This window comes from Methylorubrum rhodesianum (assembly GCF_014199985.1).
GTDB classification, from domain to species: domain Bacteria; phylum Pseudomonadota; class Alphaproteobacteria; order Rhizobiales; family Beijerinckiaceae; genus Methylobacterium; species Methylobacterium rhodesianum.
In genome coordinates, this window is record NZ_JACHOS010000001.1 from 236,370 (window position 1) to 255,697 (window position 19,328).

The window sequence follows — 19,328 nt, forward strand, 5'->3', positions numbered from 1 at the left end:
CTTTTAGGCCACTTGGAAGGCCGGAAACATCGTGCTTATAGCGTCGGCCAAGGTCGCGCGGTTCGTCACGCGCGTGCCAGGACAACAGGGAGTGCCACGATGGCTGCAAGCGCAGCGCCGGCCTGGACCGGGCAGACGGCGGAAGCCAAGGACCTTTACGAGCTTGGTGAGATCCCCCCGCTCGGCCACGTGCCTGCCAAGATGTACGCCTGGGCGATCCGCCGCGAGCGCCACGGGCCGCCGGAGCAGTCGCACCAGCTCGAAGTGCTTCCCGTGTGGGACATCGGCGACGACGAGGTGCTCGTCTACGTCATGGCCGCGGGCGTGAACTACAACGGCGTCTGGGCCGGCCTCGGCGAGCCGATCTCGCCGTTCGACGTGCACAAGGGCGAGTACCACATCGCCGGATCGGACGCCTCGGGCATCGTCTGGAAGGTCGGCGCCAAGGTGAAGCGCTGGAAGGTCGGCGACGAGGTCATCGTCCACTGCAACCAGGACGACGGCGACGACGAGGAGTGCAACGGCGGCGACCCGATGTTCTCGCCGACCCAGCGCATCTGGGGCTATGAGACGGGCGACGGCTCCTTCGCCCAATTCTGCCGGGTGCAGTCGCGCCAGCTCATGGCCCGGCCGAAGCACCTGACCTGGGAAGAGGCCGCCTGCTACACGCTGACGCTCGCCACCGCCTACCGCATGCTGTTCGGCCACGCGCCGCACACCGTGCGTCCGGGCCAGAACGTGCTGATCTGGGGCGCCTCGGGCGGCCTCGGCGTGTTCGGCGTGCAGCTCTGCGCGGCCTCCGGGGCCAACGCCATCGCGGTGATCTCCGACGAGTCGAAGCGCGACTACGTCATGAGCCTCGGCGCCAAGGGCGTCATCAACCGCAAGGACTTCGATTGCTGGGGCCAGCTGCCGAAGGTGAACAGCCCTGAGTACAACACCTGGCTCAAAGAAGCCCGGCGTTTCGGCAAGGCGATCTGGGACATCACCGGCAAGGGCAACGACGTCGACATCGTGTTCGAGCATCCCGGCGAGGCGACCTTCCCGGTCTCGTCGCTGGTGGTGAAGCGCGGCGGCATGGTGGTGTTCTGCGCCGGCACGACCGGCTTCAACATCACCTTCGATGCCCGCTACGTCTGGATGCGCCAGAAGCGGATCCAGGGCTCGCACTTCGCCCACCTCAAGCAGGCCTCGGCCGCCAACCAGTTCGTCATGGACCGGCGGGTCGATCCCTGCATGAGCGAGGTGTTCCCCTGGGACAAGATCCCGGCCGCCCACACCAAGATGTGGAAGAACCAGCACCCGCCGGGCAACATGGCGGTGCTCGTCAACTCGACCCGCGCCGGTCTGCGCACGGTCGAGGACGTGATCGAGGCCGGACCGCTCAAGGCGATGTAAGCCGGCCTACGTGACACGAAGAAGCCCGCGTATCCCGGTGGATGCGCGGGCTTCTTTCGTTTGAGGACACGCCCAGCGGTAGAACAGCTTCGAGAAGGCGTCGCCACCGCGCGTCCTCACCTCTGTCCGTTCGCGGCAGAAGTCGTTGGCCGGGCTGTCGCGGAACAGACCCGGCGACCTGGCGAGGGATGCGATCGCCCGCTTGATCTGCGGGTGGTTCTGCAGAGTCCGTACGAGGAGCGTGATGCCGTGAGGCGGTCTGCGCGTTGTTCGAGACCGCGAGCACGACCCGGCACGGCTCGTTGAGCCGGCCGGATCGAACGATCGCGAGAGGTGCGGCAAGCGCCCTGCGGTTCGACCTCAGGCCTCGCCGCGGGCGACGAGCACCTCGTATTCGGAGACTTCGAGGCGGCCCTCCTTGGCGACCCGCGCCTTGTCCTCGTCGCTGATCACGTCGCCGGCGAGGTCGAGCCGCTTCCACGCCGCGAGCGGTGTCTCGCGGTCGGGGCGCGGAACGTACTTGTTCTGCTCGAGCTTCTTGTATTTGTGGATGTAGCGGGGGCAGTTGACCCAGATCTTGGTCACATCGACCTTCACGAGGTACTTCGCTTCCGTGTACTCGGCCATCAGCGGATCGTCGCGCAGCAGCGAGGCGTGGCCCTGCACGCGGATGCGGTGCGGCGTCTCGAAGTCGATGAACAGGAGGCCGACCTTGGCCTGCCCGGCGATGTTGCCGACCGAGTAGAACATCCCGTTGCCGTCGAAGCCGGGGAAGACCAGGGTCGAGCCGTCGAGCACCTTCACGAAACCCGTCGGGCCGCCCTTGTACGAGACCGTCGGCATGCCGTCGGGATCGACGGTGGACAGGAAGAACATGTCGCGCGAGCCGATGAAGGCCGCTTCCTCCGGCTGGACCGTCTCGTGCACCCAATCCTCGTCGAGGCGCACGGCGAGCTTGGTCGTACCGAATTCCTCTTGGAGCGCGCGGTGCGCCTCCGAATAGAGCGATGCCATCAGCGTTTCCTCCGGGGCCCGTTGCCTCGGGCCTCCTCGGGCAGCGTTTACGGCAAAGCGGTGCCGTCGCAAACGGGGCCGCGAAAAAGGCCGGTCACGCTCGCGCGAACCGGCCTTCTTGCTCAACGGAGGAGGCCGAGCGAAGCACGGCCTCCCAATTCGCAATCAGTTCTTGGTCTTGTCGACCAGGGCCTTCTCGGAGATCCACGGCATCATGCCGCGGAGCTTGGCGCCGACTTCCTCGATCGGGTGGGCGGCGAGCTTGGCGCGGGTGGCCTTGAACGAGGTCTGGCCGACCTTGTTCTCCAGCATCCAGTTGCGGGTGAAGATGCCCGACTGAATGTCGTTGAGGACGCGCTTCATCTCGGCCTTGGTCTCCGGCGTCACGATGCGCGGGCCAGTGACGTACTCGCCGTACTCGGCGGTGTTCGAGATCGAGTAGTTCATGTTGGCGATGCCGCCCTCGTAGATGAGGTCGACGATCAGCTTCACCTCGTGCAGGCACTCGAAATAGGCCATCTCTGGGGCGTAGCCCGCCTCGACCAGCGTCTCGAAGCCGGCCTTGATCAGCTCGACGAGGCCGCCGCAGAGCACGGCCTGCTCACCGAACAGGTCGGTCTCGCACTCTTCCTTGAAGGTGGTCTCGATGATGCCGGCGCGGCCGCCGCCGTTCGCCGAGGCGTAAGAGAGGCCGAGGTCATGGGCGTTGCCCGATGCGTCCTGAGCGATGGCGATCAGCGTCGGCACGCCGCCGCCCTTGAGGTACTCGCCGCGCACGGTGTGGCCGGGACCCTTCGGGGCGACCATCAGCACGTCGAGGTCCTTGCGCGGCTCGATCAGGTTGAAGTGCACGTTGAGGCCGTGCGCGAACAGAAGCGCGGCGCCCTCCTTCATGTTCTTCTCAAGCGACTCCTTGTAGATATCGCCCTGAAGCTCGTCGGGGGTCAGCATCATGACGACGTCGGCCTGCTTGGCGGCATCGGCCACGTTCATGACCTTGAAGCCTTCGGCCTCGGCCTTCTTGGCGGTGGCCGAGCCCTCGCGCAGCGCGATGACGATGTCCTTCACGCCGGAATCGCGCAGGTTCAGCGCGTGGGCGTGGCCCTGGCTGCCGTAGCCGACAATGACGACCTTCTTGCCCTTGATCAGGTTCAGGTCGGCGTCGCGATCGTAGTAGACGCGCATGGTGATGTCCTCTCTGCTTGGATGGGCTTCGGTTCAGGGTTTCGCCTGGCGGTAGAGGGCCAGGAACTGCTCGACGGCACGGGCCGCGTCGCTTCGGATCCCGGCGGCGTCGAGGTCGAGCGCGTCGCCGAGGAGAAGTCGGATCTGGATATCGCGGCCGACCAGACCGAAGAAGGTCCGGAATGCCGCTTCACTATCATCGAAGGCGAGAAGACCCGCCATGCGGCCGGCCTCCAGAACGGGCTTCACCCGTTCGCCGATGGCGAAACGCCCATTCGCCAGCACGATGCCACCGAGATTGCTCTTGCGCGATCCGGTCTCGGCGATGGCGATGCGATTGAGCGCCACCGAAGTGCGGCTACAAATCACTGCAAGCCAGCTCTCGGCGAAATCGAGGAGGTTCTCCCTCAGGGCCACGGCATCGAGATCACTGACCTCGTAGCGGCCGGCATGAACCCGCGAGGCCTGCCAGCGCACCGTGGCCGTGAGCAGACCATCGCGGTCGCCGAACCACTTGTAGAGCGTTTCCTTCGAGCAACTCGCCCGGCGCGCCACCGCATCCATGGTGAGCGGTTCGCCGCCATCGACCATCAATGCCAACGCAGCGTCCAGCACGGCCTGCTGGCGCGGGGATGGCGCCTCGGTCGTGGGCGCTTCGGCTTTGAGGGGGCTCGCCCGCATGAATCGACTTAAAGACAGTACCGTACGGTACGGTACGCCTCCCTAGCCGACCCGTTCGGAAGCGGCAAGACGAGGTGTTCAGATATCCTGCGAAGATCGTCGCCGGCACGATTCTATCGTGGCGGCGCGGAAGCCGCTTGCCGAGCGCACGGCCTCGGCGTATACGGCCCTCCGTCGCCACGGCGACGCCCGTGCCGCCTTCTCCGCAGGTGGCACCGTGGGGCTCGGGTGCGTAGCTCAGCGGGAGAGCATTCGCTTCACACGCGAAGGGTCACAGGTTCGATCCCTGTCGCGCCCACCACCGCCCTTTCCGATCTTGAGTGCTGCAGTCCTTGGATCGCTGATGATGCCGCCCTTGGATCGCTGATGATGCCGCCCGTTTGACCCTCGCGCATCAGCGTGTTGGGCTATCCGGTGATTCGCATCATTTGTGCGTTCGCGGAGACTGCCTGTTGCCGATCCTCATCATTTTTGGCGCCGTCATCGTCAGCGTGTTGTTCTGGCTGCTTCGAGCACACTACACCGTCAAGCAGCTCAAAGAGATCGATCAGGACACCAAGGGACTCCAGCGCAAGGCGAAATCGGTGTTCGAGAACCTCGTCGGCACGCCGCTACAGCGGGTGAACGACGTGAGCCTCGCCGCTGTGATCCTGATGATCCAGATCGTGCGCACCGGTAGTCCGATCACGGCGTCGGAGAAGACGCGTATCCTCGAACTCATGGAGAGCCCGCTCGAGATCCAGTCGATCTCCGCGACCTTCAAGCGAGCCTGGCGCTACACGCAGGAGCGGCGCCCCTTCTCGCTCGTGGCGGATCCGCTGCTGCCACTGTTTCGCGAGAAGCTGACGGAGGCCGAGCGGATGCAGCTCGTGGACATGCTGACTATGGTCGCCTCTGCCCATTCTGCCCCGAGCGAATTGCAACGCGAGGCGCTGGTGCGGCTCAGGCGGCGGCTTAGCGGCGGCATGCCGGCTCTCGCGACGAACCGCGCCGGCAACTTCGACTGAGCCACGCTATGCTCGCACCAGACGCGAAGCTGTTCGTGTTCACCGCGCAGGCGGTGGCGGGTGAAAACCTGTCTTTCCGACCGGGCGCCCGACATGCCCTGCTCATCTACACCACCGCTCCTGACGCGGAGCGGGCGGCGCGGACGGCCGTGGAGCGGGTAACGGCCGAAGGCTGGCTCCACGTCGATCTGCTGCGCAGCAAGGTGATATCGACCGAGACCGGCCTCATTTCCGACGATACCATCCGGGCGGCCGCGGAGAGCGCCCTCTCGGATGGCTGTGCCTTCATCATCTACGGCATTCCGATGCGGCCCGACGCCTGAAGGCGCCGGCCCCTATCGTCACACCCCTTCAGCGATCGCTCGACGAGCGGTCGCACCCGTTCCGGCTCAGAGCGGGATGTTGTCGTGCTTCTTCCAGGGCTGCTCCATCTCCTTGGTGCGCAGCATGCCCAGCGCCCGCGCGATGCGCTTGCGGGTGGAGTGGGGCATGATCACCTCGTCGATGTAGCCGCGCTCGGCCGCGACGAAGGGCGAGAGGAAACGATCCTCGTACTCCTTCGTGCGCTCGGCGATCTTCCCTTCGTCGCCGATCTCGGCACGGAAGATGATCTCGACCGCACCCTTGGCGCCCATCACCGCGATCTGTGCGGTCGGCCACGCGTAGTTGAGGTCGGCGCCGACATGCTTCGAGGCCATGACGTCGTAGGCGCCGCCGAAGGCCTTTCGCGTGATGATGGTGACGAGCGGCACGGTGGCCTGCGAGTAGGCGAAGAGCAGCTTGGCGCCGTGCTTGATCAGGCCGCCGTATTCCTGCGCGGTTCCAGGCAGGAAGCCCGGCACGTCGACGAAGGTGACGATCGGGATCGAGAAGGCGTTGCAGAAACGCACGAAGCGCGCCGCCTTTCGGGAGGCGTCCGAATCGAGCACACCCGCGAGCACCAGCGGCTGGTTGGCGACGAAGCCGACGGTGCGGCCCTCGATCCGGCCGAAGCCGGTGATGATGTTGCGGGCATAGGCTGCCTGGATCTCGAAGAAGTCGCCCTCGTCCACGACTCGGCGGATCAACTCGCCCATGTCGTAGGGCTTGTTCGGGTTGTCCGGGATCAGGGTGTCGAGCGACTTGTCAAGGCGGTTGACGTCGTCGAAGCTCTCGATCTCCGGCACACCCTCGATGTTGTTGGCGGGCAGGAAGTCGAGCAGGCGGCGGATCTGCAGGATCGCCTCGACGTCGTTCTCGAACGAACCGTCGGCGATCGACGACTTGCTGGTGTGGACTTTCGCGCCGCCGAGTTCCTCGGCCGTGACGACCTCGTTGGTGACGGTCTTCACCACGTCCGGGCCGGTCACGAACATGTAGCTCGTGTCGCGCACCATGAAGATGAAGTCCGTCATGGCCGGCGAGTAGACGTCGCCGCCCGCGCACGGCCCCATGATGACCGAGATCTGCGGGATGACGCCCGAGGCCGCCACGTTGCGCCGGAAGACTTCCCCGTAGCCGCCGAGTGCCGCCACACCCTCTTGGATGCGGGCGCCGCCGGCGTCGAAGATGCCGATGATCGGCGCGCGCATCTTCAGTGCCATGTCCTGCACCTTCACGATCTTGGCCGCGTGCGCCTCGGAGAGCGAACCGCCGAACACCGTGAAGTCCTTCGAGAACAGGAAGACCGTGCGCCCGTTCACCGTGCCCCAGCCGGTCACGACGCCGTCGCCGGGAATCTTCTGCTTTTCCATCCCGAAATCGGTCGAGCGGTGCTGGACGAACATGTCGAACTCCTCGAACGACCCGTGGTCGAGCAGAAGTTCAATGCGCTCCCGCGCCGTGAGCTTACCGCGCTTGTGCTGCGCCTCGAGCCGCTTCTCCCCGCCACCGAGCCGGGCCTGGGCACGACGCTCCTCAAGCTTTTCGAGAATATCCTTCATGGCTCGGCGAGACTCCCTGGCAATCAAATCGTTTTTTGAATGCAGATCAGAGCGTAAGAGCTTGACCTTGCACCGATCCGTCGCCCTTAGCACGCGTTCTTGCCCTCGGGAACGGCCCGGCAGGAGCCGATCGAAGCCAATTCTCGCGGCCTCTCCCCGGCGCGGCGGTCCCGGTCCGTGGACCGCGACCGCCAGCCTTCGAAAAGTCTCTTGCGGCTGGATCCGACTGCTCAACCCTTCTTGACGAGCGGCGTCGGTTCGACGGGGGCGGGCGGGGGCTTTGTGGCGCAGGCGGCAATGCTCAGAGCGAGCACCGCGGCGACGGTGGCAAGGATGACCTGCCGGGCAGTGAGAGGGAGGATCGGCACGTTCGTCTCCAAAGTCAGACGCGAAGGAGACTGGAGCGCGAGCCGGCCGGCCCGATAGTGCAGGGGAGCGACACCGGATCTTAAAGCGACTAATACAGTCCAATCGCTCTAAGAAGAGGCATATTGCGAATCAAATGAACGCTACAGTCCAGGCGGCGTGCAGTGCGAGGTTCAGGCGGTTCGCTGAGCGATGACGGCCGCCGCCTCGAACTCGGTCCGGCGGTGAGCGAGTCGGGCTTCGGCCTCCGCGTCGCGACCCCAGATGCTGGCCTGATAGCTCTCGTCGACATGGGCCGCCGCCCAGGCCTCGGCGGCGCTCAGGCGCCTGTGCAGCACCGCCAGCGCGATCACGAGGGAGCCGGTCAGCGTCGTCAGGGCGTGAAGCGCCGCCAATCGAAACGGATCCTCGACCGCGTCGATCGCGGCACGGAGGGCCGCCACCGAGTCTTCCGGCTGCTCGACATGCATCACTCCCTCGGCAAGGAACAACCGCGCGCCCAGTGCTTCTGCGGCCCAGTCCACCAGCGGATCCCACGCAGCGGCCTGTTCGGCGACGAGGCGCTCCGGCGTCCCGGCGCGGTAGGCCACGAGATCGGTGCCGGCGAAGGCGCCGAGATCCTCGGCAACCGCGGCACGGCGTTCGACGACGCCGTCGATCGTCGTGTTGACGAGGCGGGTCAGCGGCATTGTGCGGGGATCGATCACCGCTTCCTGCGCCGCCCACTCCGCCGCGAGCGCTTCGCCGAGCCCGAGATCCGGGACTACGAGCGGTCGGCGACCGGGCGTGTTGGCGCCACGCCCATCGAGAACGAGGCGAAAGCCGCCCTCGGCCGGCGCGACGGCGGCCTGCCCGTAGAAGCGCTTAGGCAGTGTCGGAGCCGCACTTGCGCGGGCTGCTTTAACGGGATCGGTATTTCCGTCCTCGCCGGGTTCGCCCAGCCAATCGCGGGTCACGTCGTCGCCTGAGATGCTCATGGCTCGCAGATAGGACGTCTCGAAGCCTCGTGCGAGTCTCCGATATCGGCGGAGCTTTCGGCGAACCCCGATGCGTCTACAAGGCGGCGAGCCGCGGCGTGACCGGGCCGGCTTTCGTGTCGTTGAGCGGGCCTGAGAACAACTCGCCCAGGGCCGTGGACGTATCGACCACGGTCACCGCGCCGGCGCTGAACAGGGCACCGGGCGCGTGGTAGCCCCAGCCGACGCCGATGGCCGCCACGCCCGCGTCCCTGGCCATCATCATGTCGTAGGTCGTATCGCCGATCATCACCGTCATCGACGGTTCGGCGCCGGCCTCTGCCATCGCCTGGAGCAGCATGGTCGGATCCGGCTTGGATGGAGCATCGTCGGCGGTCTGGATGGTGGCGAACCAGCGCTGCCAGCCGTGCTTGTCCACGAGATGATCGACGCCGCGGCGCGACTTGCCCGTGGCGATGCCGAGTTGGATGTCGTCGCGGCGATGCAGCCGCTCCACCAGTTCGGCCATCCCCGGAAAGAGCGGCTCTTCGTAATCGGGATCGACGCGCAGCGCCTGGAACGCCCTGCGATAGCTATGCGAGAGCGACTCGATCGGTCCGGCCTCTCCGACCAGCCGGCGGAACGCGTCCGGCAGGGACAGCCCGACGACGGACAGGGCATCCTTGCGCGGGGGCGCCTCCAGGCCGTGCTCGGAGAAGGCACGCCGCTGGGCCTCTACGATCAGGTGCTGGCTGTCGACGAGAGTGCCGTCGACATCGAAGACGATCAGCTTGAGCACGATTGCGGGGCCTCGCAGGCTCAAGGCCGGCGGGTGGGCGCCGGCTGCGAGGCCGGGCGCCGCTCGTAACCGAGACGGCAGCGAACGAGAAAGCGGCGGCGGGCGCCGCCGGAAAGCTTGCGGCGATGTGATTCGCGGTTGCAGGCCGCGTAGGAGATACGGCGGCGCCGCTCCGCGGCACGGGCGGCAGGACCCTGCGAACGCGGAGCGGGCGTTGCCTGAGCGGGCTGAACGGTCGATTGCGGCGGGGCCTGAGGCAGCGGCTGTGCTTGGCCTTGAGGCTGCGGTTGCACCTGGGACGGCGCCTGCGCCCCCTCGCCGGGCGGCGCCGCGCCGGCCGACACGACAGCGCAGAGCAGGCCGGCAAGCGCGACGGAGAACAGCGTGACGGCCCTCATGCGATCCTGAACCTCGTTGCACCGTCAGCCGACGGCAGGAAGACGCTCGATTGGCCCGACAGCAAACCCTGTCGCGGCCCCTCGCTCCGGGCGCCGTTGACCGGCTTCGCCGGATCGAACGTCGGCGAGATTGAAGCATCTCGCCGCGATCCCGTCCACGCGGAAGGCCTGCCATGCAAGACGTATGGCAGGAGCCGCGTCTTCCAAGGCGCTCCGCGTATTTGTGAGGGACCCGCAGACGGGTCAGGCTTCCGGCGCCTCGACGATCGGGTCGTAGCGGGCGGCGTCGAAGCCGAGCAGGTTCCAGCTTTGGGCCATATGCGGCGGCAGCGGGGCGCTGACGTCGATCGGCTGGCCGCTGCGCGGATGCGGAATCACGATACGGCGGGCGAGCAGGTGCAGGCGGTTCTGGATGCCGCCGGGCAGCTCCCAGTTCTCGACGTCGAAGTATTTCGGGTCACCGACGATCGGGTGGCCGATATGCGCGGCGTGGGCGCGAAGCTGGTGCGTGCGTCCGGTGACCGGCTTCAGCGAGAGCCAGGCGAGCTTCTGCGCCGCCTGATCGACGGTGGCGTAGTAGGTCAGTGCGTGGCTCGCTCCCTCGTCGCCGTGCTTGGCCACCCGCATACGCGCATCGGCGTCGGTCGGCTCGTCCTTGACGAGGTAGGTCGAGACCCGGCCCTGACGGGTGCGGGGCACGCCGGCGACCAGCGCCCAGTAGATCTTGCGCGCGGCGCGGGAGCGGAAGCTCTTGGCCAGGGTCGCGGCGGCGAGGCGCGTCTTGGCGACGATCAGGCAGCCGGCCGTGTCCTTGTCGAGGCGGTGGACCAGGCGCGGGCGTTGCCCGTCCGGTCCGGTCAGCGCCTCCAAGAGGCCGTCGACGTGGCGCACCGTGCCCGAGCCACCCTGCACCGCCAGACCGAACGGCTTGTTGAGGATCATCATGTCCGCGTCCTCGTAGAGGATCAGCGAACGCAGGAACTCGGCATCCCCCGCGACCTTGGCGGCGCTGCGCGGCCGGTCGGCCGGCTGCTCCAGTTTCAGCGGCGGTACCCGCACGCTCGAACCCGGCTCCAGGCGATCGTTCGGCTTGGCGCGCTTGCCGTCGACCCGCAACTCGCCCTTGCGGACGATGCTCTGCACGCGGGTGAAGGGAAGCTGGGGAAAGCGGGCGCTCAGAAAGCGGTCGATGCGCATCCCGGCCTCGTCGGGTGCGACCGTCAGGGTTTGGACGCCGCTCGCCAGCGTGGCCGAGGCGGCGGCACGCTGCTCGCGCCGCGTCGGGCCGGCGGGCGGGGCAGGGGACTCGCTGCGCCCCGCCCCGGTGCCCGGCCCCTTCGAAACCGAGGGCTTCGCACGGGTCCGCGAAGCATCCGGCTTCGCTGCGGCAGTTCGCGGAGCACGCTGCGGGCGCGGCGCGCTCTCGGTGCCCGCGCCGTCATCCCAGGGCGAGCGGTCGCTGACATCCTCGCCGCGGTTGCGCGCAGCACGTTGCGCGGCATCCTTGGCCGAGGTGCGCGGCCCCGTGCCGGCGCGCGGCGCATAGCCGCCGGGTCCGCGTTTCGCGCCGGACCCGCGATGTGGAGGACGTCCCTTCATGCGCCGCTGCTATCATCCTGAGATGTCGGCGCAAAGCGCGGCGAAGCGTTGTCGGGCGAATTCGCCGGCCACGACCCGCGCTTGACGCCGCCTTGGACGGCCTCAGCGTCCGGTGCTGCCGCCGCCGCGCGACATCCCGGTGCCGGTCGAGCCGCTGCGCGCGCTGGTATTGCCGCCCTGTCCGGCGTCCGAACCGCTGCCCGACACCTGCCCCGACCCACCGACGGATCCGGCGGCCGTGCCGTCGGCACCGCTGTTCGAGCCGCTTCCGCTCATCCGTGAGCGAGCGGGGCCGGCGGGATCGCCGGCGGACTGAGCGAGGACGGTGCCCACGGGAGTCATCAGCAGCAGGGTGGCCAGAGCCAGGCCGACCCGCAGGCGGCGGGACGAAGGGATCGTCGTCGATGTTTCGGACATGCGGATCCTTGCCTTAAGCGGGGCGATCGCCGTCGACGGGGTTCCGGGACATGCGCGGTCCGTGAGCGAATGTTCCGCGGCGGCGTCAACACGTCAGGCCGCGAGCCGCATCGCCTCGAGGGTGAGGCCGAGACCGACCGAGCCGAACGTGTCGCCATCGACCACTCGCGCCATGGGCACGCAGCCGGTCAGCGCGGCGCGCACATGGGGCAGACCGGTCGAACCGCCGGTGAGAAACAGCGCGTCGATCCGGCCGGCGGACAGCCCCGCCTGTTCGAGGCAGCGATCGATCCGCCGCGCCATCCGGTGCGCGAGGTCGTCGGTATGCCCGGCGAGCCGGGTGCGATCCACGTCGGCCGCGAGCCCCGCCTCGACCCAGTCGAGATCGATCGTGCCGGTTCCGGCGTCGGAGGCGGCGATCTTGGCGCCCTCCACCGCCATGGCGAGCGAGTGACCCCGCTCCGCTTCCACGACGGTGCGAAGACGGGTGACGAGTTCCGGCTGGGCCGCATCGCGCACGACCTCGTCGATCTCGCGCAGGGTCTTGGAATTGTAGAGCCGGTTGATGCTCGACCACGTCGCGAGATCGTGGAAATAGGCGTTCGGCACGGCGAGGTCGGCCCGCTTCATCGGGCTCCCGAGCCCGAGGAGCGGCATCACCACCCCGAGACTCAAGGAGCGGTCGAAATCGGTGCCGCCGATGCGGATGCCGTCATTGGCGAGGATATCGTCGGCGCGCTCATCGCGCCGGTGCCGCTCGGGCGAGAGCCGGACGATGGAGAAGTCCGAGGTGCCGCCGCCGATATCGGCGATCAGCGCGATCTCTTCCGTCGTCACCGTGCGCTCGTAGTCGAGCGCCGCAGCGATCGGCTCGTACTGGAAGCGGAAGTGGCGGAAGCCGATGCTTTCGGCGATCTGCCGAAGCGTGTCCTCCGCTTTGCGATCGCCGGCCGGATCGTTGTCGACGAAATGGACTGGGCGGCCATGGACCACCGTGTCGAGTTCGAGACCGGCCTCCGCCTCACCGCGCGCCTTGACCAGGGTGAGATAGCGGGCGATGACGTCGCGGAAGCGGATCCGCTCACGCCCAACCGGCGTGGTCTCCTCGATCAGGGGTGAGCCGAGCACCGATTTGAGCGCCCGCATCAAGCGACCGGGCGTACCCTCGACATAGGACTCGATCGCCGCCCGACCGATCTGCGCCTCGCGACCGGGTGCGAAGAAGATTGCGCTCGGAAGGGTACGGTGCCTGCCCTCCAGCGGAACCAGGACCGGGCGTTGTTCCGCGCCGATCCCGAGAGTGGTGTTGGACGTGCCGAAGTCGAGGCCGCAGGCCGCCATGGGGACCGGATCGCTTGGTTTCTGAGGAGGAGGGCGGCCCCGTTACGGTCCCGGGCCGCTGAGCGCAATCCCCGAAACGCGACAGCGGCGGCCCGACCCTTACATCTCTGCGCCGAGATAGCGGCGGCGCAGATGGGTCAGAAAATCGTCGGCACCGAGCGGCTTTCCGGTTGCGGCGATCAGCAATTCGTCGGTTTCCATCAGGCTCGCACGGGAATGAACGTGCTCTCGCAGCCACCCGCGCAGTTGCGAGAAATCGCCCTCGGCCAAGGCTGGGCGGATTCCAGGATGCGCGGCGCAGGCGGCCCTGAACAGTTGCGCTGCCGCCAGCGCGCCGAGGGTGTAGGTCGGGAAATAGCCGAAACTGCCTCCGGGCCAGTGAATGTCCTGGAGACAGCCGTGCCGGTCGTCGGACACCGTCAGCCCCAGCAGCTCCTTCATCCCGTCGTTGAAGGCACCGGGCAGGTCGGCCACGATAAGGTCGCCCGCGATCATCGCCGTCTCCAGGCGGTAGCGCAGGAGGATGTGGGCCGGGTAGGTCACCTCGTCGGCATCGACCCGGATGAAGCCGGGCTCGACGCGGGTGTAGAGGCGGTGCAGGTTCCCCGCCTCCCAGGCCGGCCCGACGCCATTGAACGCCCCACGCAGCGTGGGCGCGAGGTAGGCGCAGAACTCGGCCGAGCGGCAGGCCTGCATCTCGACGAGGAGCGACTGACTCTCGTGCAGACTCATGCCGCGGGCCCGGCCCACCGGCTGGTGGCGCCACGCGGCCGGGCGACCCTGCTCGTAGATGGCGTGACCGGTCTCGTGCAGCACGCCCATCAGCGCCCCGGTGGCGCTGGCCTCGTCGTAGCGGGTGGTGATGCGCACGTCGTCGGTGGCGCCACCGCAGAACGGGTGCAGGCTGACGTCGAGCCGTCCGCGCGTGAAGTCGAAACCGACGGCCTGCATCAGCCGAAGACCGATCTCCCGCTGGATCGCCACCGGAAACGGACCCGGCAGCGGAAGGGGAGGAGCTTCCGACGCCTGCCGCTCGCGCACCGCGGCGACGAGTTCCGGCAGCACCCCGCGCAGCTCAGCGAAGATCGGATCGATCCGCGCGCGCCGCATGCCGGGATCATAGCCGTCCAGCAACGCGTCGTAAGGGTCGAGCCCGAGCGCCGTCCCCTTGGCTTCGCCGACGAGGCGCTGAAGCCGCAGCACCTCCTCGAGATGCGGGCGCAGCTGCGCGAAATCGGAATCGCGTCGTGCCTCGCGCCAGATCATCTCGCAGCGCGTCGTCGCTCTCGAGGCAGCCGCGACGAGGTCGGCCGGCACCGCCGCCGCATGCGCGTAGGCCCGACGCATCTCGCGCAGGTTCGCACGCTCCCACTCGTCGAGGCCGGCCTGGCTCTCGGCCGCATCGAACCGCTCGGCATTGCGGGGATCGGTGAGGATCTCGTGGGCGAGTACGCTCAGCACGGCCAACTGCTCGCCTCTGGTGTCAGCGGCGCCGTCGGGCATCTGGGTCTGCGTGTCCCATCCGAGGATCCCGCTCGCATCCTCCAGGGCGCCGAGGCGGGCGAAGGTGGTGGTGAGCGTCGCGTAATCCTGCATAATCGGTCGAGATCCCTCGGTCGTCGCGCGAAACGGTCAGTCTTCGCCGCGGCGTTCCTGCCGCAGCCGTTCCCAGTAGGCGAGCCGTTCCCGGTAGCGTGATTCCATCCCCCGGTCGGTCGGCTCGTAGAAGTGCTGTCGCCCGAGGGCTTCCGGCCAGTAATCCTGACCCGAAAAGGCGTCGGGCTCATCGTGATCGTAGCGGTAACCCTCGCCGTAGCCGATCCGCTTCATCAGACCCGTGGGGGCGTTCAGGATGGTGCGCGGCGGCGCGAGCGACCCGGCGGCCTTCGCCACCCGTGTCGCCGCCTTGTAGGCGGTGTAGACCGCGTTCGATTTCGGCGCGCAGGCAAGATAGACGGTGACCTGTGCCAGGGCGAGTTCGCCCTCGGGCGAGCCCAGGAAGTCGAAGGCGTCCTTGGCGGCATTCGCCACGACGAGGGCCTGCGGATCGGCAAGCCCGATATCCTCTACCGCCATCCGCACGAGCCGCCGGGCGATGAAGAGCCGGTCCTCGCCCGCATCCAGCATCCGGCAGAGATAGTACAGGGCCGCATCCGGATCCGACCCGCGCACGGTCTTATGCAGGGCGGAGATGAGGTTGTAATGTCCCTCCTGCGCCTTGTCGTAGATCGGTGCCCGGCGCTGAACGAGCGTCTGGAGCTTGTCCGCGTCGAGGATCTCGTCGGGGCGGGCGGAACGCCATACCTCCTCCGCCAGCGTCAACGCGGCGCGCCCGTCCCCGTCGGCCATGCGGATCAGCGCGGCGCGCGCCTCTTCGTCGAGGGGAAGAGGCCGGCCGTCCATCGCCTCGGCCCGCGCGAGAAGCCGGGCCAGGGCCGCCGCGTCTAGGGCACGGAACAGAAGCACCCGAGCACGCGAGAGCAGGGCGGCGTTCAGCTCGAAGGAGGGATTTTCCGTTGTTGCGCCGACCAGCGTGACGGTGCCGTCCTCCATGACCGGCAGGAAGGCGTCGAGTTGCGCGCGGTTGAAGCGGTGGATCTCATCGACGAACAGCAGGGTGCCCTGACCCGTCGCCCGGCGCCGGCGCGCCGCCTCGAACACCTTTCGCAGGTCGGCGATGCCGGAAAAGATCGCAGAGATCTGCTCGAAATGCAGGTCTGTCTCGTGGGCGAGAAGCCGCGCGACGGTGGTCTTGCCGGTGCCGGGCGGACCCCAGAACACCAGCGAGCCGAGCGAGCGCGACGCAAGCAGTCGCGTCAGCGCCCCATCCGGCCCGGTCAGATGCTCCTGCCCCACGACCTCGGCGAGCCGGCGCGGGCGCAGACGATCGGCAAGCGGCCGGGGCGCACCCGTCTCAAGGCCGGCGGAAACGAACAGGTCGGACATGCGTGGCATCAACACCGCAGCCCGCGCCATCCGCAAGAGCCTTGAAGCCGGATGACCACTTCGTCGCGAAGCCGGCTTGTGGGACCGCCCGACGCATGCTAGGGCGCATCCCGTCGATACGACACCTCTGCGGAGAGGTGGCAGAGCGGTTGAATGCACCGCACTCGAAATGCGGCATGGGTGCAAGCCCATCGGGGGTTCGAATCCCCCCCTCTCCGCCAAGTCGCCCTCAAGTCCTGCGATAACGGTATCTTTCTGATTCCGTAGGCTTCTCAACTCGCTCCTGCCACGAAGGAGTGCTACGAAGCCATGAGGCAGATGGTGGGCTTGGTCCAACGTCGGGGCATCTTCTATTTCCGTCGTACCATCCCGGAAGCGCTGCGCGCCGGCATGCCGGCCGTGCTCGGAACGGCAAGGCCTGGGATCTTCGACGAGAGCGCCCCTGTCTCGCTGAAAGGGAGCCGAGCGGGCTGGGAGTTTTGGGTCACGCTTGCAACCCGCGATGAGGATGAGGCCCGAAGCCGGGCTCGCCGGCTGGACGGCGAAGCCGACGCCCTGAGGCGCTGCGCTGGCTGCCCGACGAGCCTGCCGCCACGAACGTCGTGCCCCTGCGTGGCGTGACGGACCCCGGCGCGACGGAGGGCGGGCGAGCCCGCGTCGTGCTGGCAGACGACAACGCGGACATGCGAGCCTACGTCGAGCGTCTGCTGGGGCAGGACCATGAGGTGGTCGCGGACGACGCCGAGGCGCTGAAGGCGCTCCGGGCCGGGCCGGCGAACCTGCTGCTGACCGACGTGATGATGCCGGTGCTGGACGGCATCGGGCTGACCCGGGCGGTGCGCGCCGACCCGTCGCTGTGCACGGTGCCGGTAATCATGCTCTCCGCGAGAGCTGAGGCGGAGGCCGGAGTCGAGGGTCTTGAGGCCGGTGCCGACGACCATCTCGTCAAGCCGTTCTCGGCGGCCGAGCTCCAAGCACGCGTCCGGGCGAACCTTGAGCTGGCGCGCCTGCGGGCGGAGGCGCAGGAGCAGGCCGTGCAGGCCCGTAAGATGGGGGCGGTCGAGCAACTTGACCGCGGGTGTCGCGCATGCGGGCCGTCAGGCACGCGCACGCCGAGGGAGGAGACCTCCATGAGGCGTTAGGGGTGCCAGAAGTCCAACACGTGCAGGGGGGCGTCTCATCGATGACTGGCTCGGGGCGAGGATCAGGCAATCCAGCTTAGGAAGGCACACCACATCAGCGGGCGACCGCCTGTCGAGACTTCCTCTCAAAATCGGAAAGAAGGCTGTCCGAGCGGAGTGAGCATCACGCGAGTGTCTCGGATGACGTGATCGTGGCGCTTCCCGGCGCGCTCTGCGATCTCCAGGCTCGACATGGTGGGCTGCTCACCGGGCTGCGGGAGCAGGTCAGGTGCCGGCGTTCGGCACCATCGCTCACCTCGGCAGTTAGTTTTGTGAAGCGCGGTGCACTGCCAGCGCAACACATCAGGAGCTGATTCCATGAAGCGGCTATTGCTCGCCTCTGCCCTCGTCCTGTCTCCGCTCGCTCTGTCCGCGACGGCTCAGGCTCAAGGGACCATCCGCGGTGCTGAGCGCGGCGTGGAAGACGGCAACCGCGCAGCGGGCCCGGTCGGGGGCGTTGTGGGCGGTGCCGTAGGGGCTGCGACCGGGACCGTGGGTGGCGTGCTCGGGGTCGATCCTGATGCCCGCCGTGAAGAGCGCATTGAGCGGCGCGAAGAGCGGACCGTCCGTGAGCGTCCTGCCCGGTAATCGAGGCTGAGAGAGCCGGGGGTGATTGCCGCTCCCGGCCCCTTCAAGGATGCCGGTCTTCGACGCCACACCCAAGCCCAAGTTCACGGTCTTTTTTGCCCTTTCCTCAAGCCGCTCCCCCCGCCACTGGAACGCATCTTCCTCCTTCCTGTTCTCTCGCCAAGCTTGCGCGCTTACAGCCGCGCCGACGTGAGGGCCGATGAAGATGGACATGGTCGGAGGCGGCACTACCAAGCCTATCGCATTGGTCGTAGACGATGACTTCCTCATCCGCATGGATGTCGCGAGCATCCTCGAAGATGCCGGGTTTGACACGCTCGAAGCCGGTGACGGTGACAAGGCTATCACCCTTCTGACGAACGCCAACGAAACCGTGCAGGTGGTGTTCACAGACGTTCAGATGCCGGGAAGTCGAGACGGCTTTGCGCTGGCTCGTGAGGTGGCTCGACGGTGGCCAGACATCGGCATCGTCGTCGCGTCAGGGACCAGACGCCCTGGGCCGGATGAGATGCCCGAGGGCGCAACCTTCATCGCCAAGCCGTTCGGTGCCGAGACCATTCACGAACATCTCTGCAAGGTGCTGCCAAACGAGCGCCGGCCAGCACCGTTACGGGATAGAGCGTGATCTACCAGCGCGCCTGTGGGCCCACATCACGCCACGGCGCCCGGCATCCTCACGCTTAGCGATGGGAAGCTGTCGAGAAACCTGCCTCGCTCCCAGAGGTCCACGCCGTACGCATTGGCCATGCGGGACGTGAGGGCGATTGCCTCATCATCGTTGCGGGCATCAATGCGCTCTACCCCTTCAACTCCACCCGAGGAGCTGAGGCGAATGGCACGATAAGCGAGGGGACCAGGATCAGGGGCGAAAGCGCCAACGAGCGCGGTCAACATGTACACTCCTTCTGCGATCAGGCGGGAGCACACGTCTCTCTCAGCCGCTGGTGCCCAGAGTTGTGACCAGCGATACAGGCAGCCTACCTCCTTCGTGTGAGGAGGCCACTACCTGGGTTAACCGATGTGGGTGGTAAGGCGCCGCAGCCTGAGGGTCGCTCGGCAGCTCACAGGGCCTCGCTGACTGCGTCCAACCTGTGCGTGAAATAAGTCTGCTTAACTTCCGCTCGCGGGCCCATTGCCGCCTCGCGCGCCCCTCTACGCGGCAGGAGCGGCTGGATTCAGCACCCGATGCACAGAGCCGCTTCCGATGCCCAGTTCGGCCCCTATGGCGCCCATGCTTACGCCCTGTTCGGCAAGCGCCTTGATCTCCTCCGAGCGGGCCCGAACGGTCGGCTTCCGGCCCTTGTAGCCGCCCTCGGCCTTGGCCTTCGCGATGCCCTTACGCTGCCGCTCCAGCATCATCTCCCGTTCGAACTCAGCCACGCCTCCGAGGACGTTGAGCATCAGCTTGCCGGTGGGCGTCGCGGCATCTACGCCCTGGTCCAGGATGCGTGGGGCACGCCTTGGCCTTAAAGATCTCGATGATCTTGCCCAGGTGGACGACGCTACGGGCGAGGCGGTTCAGCTTCGTCA

The 19,328-nt window shown here is 67.4% G+C and carries 19 protein-coding genes and 2 tRNA genes; 8 read left to right on the top strand and 13 right to left on the bottom strand.

Translation table 11 applies throughout. The annotated features are described in order from the left end of the window. The first annotated feature begins 99 nt into the window (after positions 1–99). Positions 100–1,398 carry a crotonyl-CoA carboxylase/reductase gene (ccrA, locus tag HNR01_RS01070; RefSeq protein WP_017482797.1) on the top strand — a complete coding sequence of 433 codons (1,299 nt, stop codon included), beginning with the start codon at positions 100–102 and terminating at the stop codon, positions 1,396–1,398. Positions 1,399–1,758: 360 nt separating this feature from the next. On the opposite strand, the gene HNR01_RS01075 is transcribed toward ccrA, so the two are convergent. From HNR01_RS01075 to HNR01_RS01085, 3 genes are all read right to left on the bottom strand, one after another. Further along, positions 1,759–2,412, bottom strand: a complete 654-nt coding sequence (locus tag HNR01_RS01075) for a pyridoxamine 5'-phosphate oxidase family protein (protein WP_153875372.1) — start codon at positions 2,410–2,412, stop codon at positions 1,759–1,761. A gap of 165 nt (positions 2,413–2,577) precedes the next feature. Next, positions 2,578–3,597, bottom strand: a complete 1,020-nt coding sequence (gene ilvC, locus HNR01_RS01080; protein WP_017482799.1) for a ketol-acid reductoisomerase — start codon at positions 3,595–3,597, stop codon at positions 2,578–2,580. 33 nt (positions 3,598–3,630) lie between these two features. Continuing rightward, entirely contained in the window at positions 3,631–4,278 is a 648-nt protein-coding gene (locus HNR01_RS01085) for a TetR/AcrR family transcriptional regulator (RefSeq protein WP_183666092.1), read from the bottom strand. A gap of 226 nt (positions 4,279–4,504) precedes the next feature. Here HNR01_RS01085 and HNR01_RS01090 point away from each other — a divergent pair. The 3 genes from HNR01_RS01090 to HNR01_RS01100 all read left to right on the top strand — a co-directional run bounded on the left by HNR01_RS01090 (position 4,505) and on the right by HNR01_RS01100 (position 5,608). Further along, positions 4,505–4,579: transfer RNA gene (locus tag HNR01_RS01090), tRNA-Val, on the top strand. A gap of 151 nt (positions 4,580–4,730) precedes the next feature. Further along, positions 4,731–5,285, top strand: a complete 555-nt coding sequence (locus tag HNR01_RS01095) for a tellurite resistance TerB family protein (protein WP_183666391.1) — start codon at positions 4,731–4,733, stop codon at positions 5,283–5,285. A gap of 8 nt (positions 5,286–5,293) precedes the next feature. After that, positions 5,294–5,608 (top strand): hypothetical protein, encoded by a 315-nt coding sequence (locus HNR01_RS01100; protein ID WP_183666094.1) that lies wholly within the window; start codon positions 5,294–5,296, stop codon positions 5,606–5,608. A 66-nt stretch (positions 5,609–5,674) separates the two neighbouring features. Here the strand turns inward: HNR01_RS01100 and HNR01_RS01105 are convergent, their stop codons facing one another. The 9 genes from HNR01_RS01105 to HNR01_RS01145 form a co-directional block, all read right to left on the bottom strand. Then, positions 5,675–7,207: an acyl-CoA carboxylase subunit beta gene (locus HNR01_RS01105; protein ID WP_017482803.1), complete on the bottom strand. Its 1,533-nt coding sequence runs from the start codon at positions 7,205–7,207 to the stop codon at positions 5,675–5,677. A gap of 230 nt (positions 7,208–7,437) precedes the next feature. Further along, positions 7,438–7,575: a hypothetical protein gene (locus HNR01_RS01110; protein ID WP_183666096.1), complete on the bottom strand. Its 138-nt coding sequence runs from the start codon at positions 7,573–7,575 to the stop codon at positions 7,438–7,440. A 171-nt stretch (positions 7,576–7,746) separates the two neighbouring features. Then, positions 7,747–8,550, bottom strand: coding sequence for an ATP12 family chaperone protein (locus tag HNR01_RS01115; RefSeq protein WP_183666098.1), 804 nt, complete (start codon positions 8,548–8,550; stop codon positions 7,747–7,749). A 76-nt stretch (positions 8,551–8,626) separates the two neighbouring features. After that, positions 8,627–9,328, bottom strand: coding sequence for an HAD-IA family hydrolase (locus tag HNR01_RS01120; RefSeq protein WP_183666100.1), 702 nt, complete (start codon positions 9,326–9,328; stop codon positions 8,627–8,629). Positions 9,329–9,969: 641 nt separating this feature from the next. After that, complete coding sequence (locus tag HNR01_RS01125) at positions 9,970–11,325, bottom strand: RluA family pseudouridine synthase (protein WP_153875377.1); 1,356 nt, start codon at positions 11,323–11,325, stop codon at positions 9,970–9,972. Between the two features lie 102 nt (positions 11,326–11,427). Continuing rightward, positions 11,428–11,742 (bottom strand): hypothetical protein, encoded by a 315-nt coding sequence (locus HNR01_RS01130; protein ID WP_183666102.1) that lies wholly within the window; start codon positions 11,740–11,742, stop codon positions 11,428–11,430. A 93-nt stretch (positions 11,743–11,835) separates the two neighbouring features. Next, entirely contained in the window at positions 11,836–13,083 is a 1,248-nt protein-coding gene (locus HNR01_RS01135; protein WP_183666104.1) for an Hsp70 family protein, read from the bottom strand. A gap of 99 nt (positions 13,084–13,182) precedes the next feature. Next, complete coding sequence (locus tag HNR01_RS01140; protein ID WP_183666106.1) at positions 13,183–14,679, bottom strand: carboxypeptidase M32; 1,497 nt, start codon at positions 14,677–14,679, stop codon at positions 13,183–13,185. A gap of 36 nt (positions 14,680–14,715) precedes the next feature. After that, a complete protein-coding gene (locus HNR01_RS01145; RefSeq protein WP_153875380.1) occupies positions 14,716–16,029 on the bottom strand; it encodes a replication-associated recombination protein A in 1,314 nt (437 codons plus the stop codon). A 131-nt stretch (positions 16,030–16,160) separates the two neighbouring features. On the opposite strand from HNR01_RS01145, the gene HNR01_RS01150 reads away from it, so the two are divergent. The 4 genes from HNR01_RS01150 (at position 16,161) to HNR01_RS01165 (ending at position 18,423) form a co-directional block, all read left to right on the top strand. After that, positions 16,161–16,250, top strand: a tRNA-Ser gene (locus tag HNR01_RS01150). A 438-nt stretch (positions 16,251–16,688) separates the two neighbouring features. Continuing rightward, positions 16,689–17,171 carry a response regulator transcription factor gene (locus tag HNR01_RS01155; RefSeq protein ID WP_309236195.1) on the top strand — a complete coding sequence of 161 codons (483 nt, stop codon included), beginning with the start codon at positions 16,689–16,691 and terminating at the stop codon, positions 17,169–17,171. Between the two features lie 357 nt (positions 17,172–17,528). Then, positions 17,529–17,798 carry a hypothetical protein gene (locus HNR01_RS27990; RefSeq protein WP_056198836.1) on the top strand — a complete coding sequence of 90 codons (270 nt, stop codon included), beginning with the start codon at positions 17,529–17,531 and terminating at the stop codon, positions 17,796–17,798. Positions 17,799–17,997: 199 nt separating this feature from the next. After that, on the top strand, positions 17,998–18,423 hold the full coding sequence (locus HNR01_RS01165) for a response regulator (protein WP_309236196.1): 426 nt from the start codon (positions 17,998–18,000) through the stop codon (positions 18,421–18,423). 527 nt (positions 18,424–18,950) lie between these two features. On the opposite strand, the gene HNR01_RS27430 is transcribed toward HNR01_RS01165, so the two are convergent. Continuing rightward, entirely contained in the window at positions 18,951–19,199 is a 249-nt protein-coding gene (locus tag HNR01_RS27430) for a recombinase family protein (RefSeq protein WP_246417346.1), read from the bottom strand. Positions 19,200–19,328: the final 129 nt, after the last annotated feature.

Bases quoted from the DNA above. Each gene is read 5' to 3' on its own strand.
- ccrA (WP_017482797.1), top strand. From the start codon at position 100: ATGGCTGCAAGCGCAGCGCCGGCCTGGACCGGGCAGACGGCGGAAGCC.
- HNR01_RS01075 (WP_153875372.1), bottom strand. From the start codon at position 2,412: ATGGCATCGCTCTATTCGGAGGCGCACCGCGCGCTCCAAGAGGAATTC.
- ilvC (WP_017482799.1), bottom strand. From the start codon at position 3,597: ATGCGCGTCTACTACGATCGCGACGCCGACCTGAACCTGATCAAGGGC.
- HNR01_RS01085 (WP_183666092.1), bottom strand. From the start codon at position 4,278: ATGCGGGCGAGCCCCCTCAAAGCCGAAGCGCCCACGACCGAGGCGCCA.
- HNR01_RS01100 (WP_183666094.1), top strand. From the start codon at position 5,294: ATGCTCGCACCAGACGCGAAGCTGTTCGTGTTCACCGCGCAGGCGGTG.
- HNR01_RS01105 (WP_017482803.1), bottom strand. From the start codon at position 7,207: ATGAAGGATATTCTCGAAAAGCTTGAGGAGCGTCGTGCCCAGGCCCGG.
- HNR01_RS01115 (WP_183666098.1), bottom strand. From the start codon at position 8,550: ATGAGCATCTCAGGCGACGACGTGACCCGCGATTGGCTGGGCGAACCC.
- HNR01_RS01125 (WP_153875377.1), bottom strand. From the start codon at position 11,325: ATGAAGGGACGTCCTCCACATCGCGGGTCCGGCGCGAAACGCGGACCC.
- HNR01_RS01130 (WP_183666102.1), bottom strand. From the start codon at position 11,742: ATGTCCGAAACATCGACGACGATCCCTTCGTCCCGCCGCCTGCGGGTC.
- HNR01_RS01135 (WP_183666104.1), bottom strand. From the start codon at position 13,083: ATGGCGGCCTGCGGCCTCGACTTCGGCACGTCCAACACCACTCTCGGG.
- HNR01_RS01140 (WP_183666106.1), bottom strand. From the start codon at position 14,679: ATGCAGGATTACGCGACGCTCACCACCACCTTCGCCCGCCTCGGCGCC.
- HNR01_RS01145 (WP_153875380.1), bottom strand. From the start codon at position 16,029: ATGTCCGACCTGTTCGTTTCCGCCGGCCTTGAGACGGGTGCGCCCCGG.
- HNR01_RS27990 (WP_056198836.1), top strand. From the start codon at position 17,529: ATGAAGCGGCTATTGCTCGCCTCTGCCCTCGTCCTGTCTCCGCTCGCT.
- HNR01_RS01165 (WP_309236196.1), top strand. From the start codon at position 17,998: ATGAAGATGGACATGGTCGGAGGCGGCACTACCAAGCCTATCGCATTG.
- HNR01_RS27430 (WP_246417346.1), bottom strand. From the start codon at position 19,199: ATGCTCAACGTCCTCGGAGGCGTGGCTGAGTTCGAACGGGAGATGATG.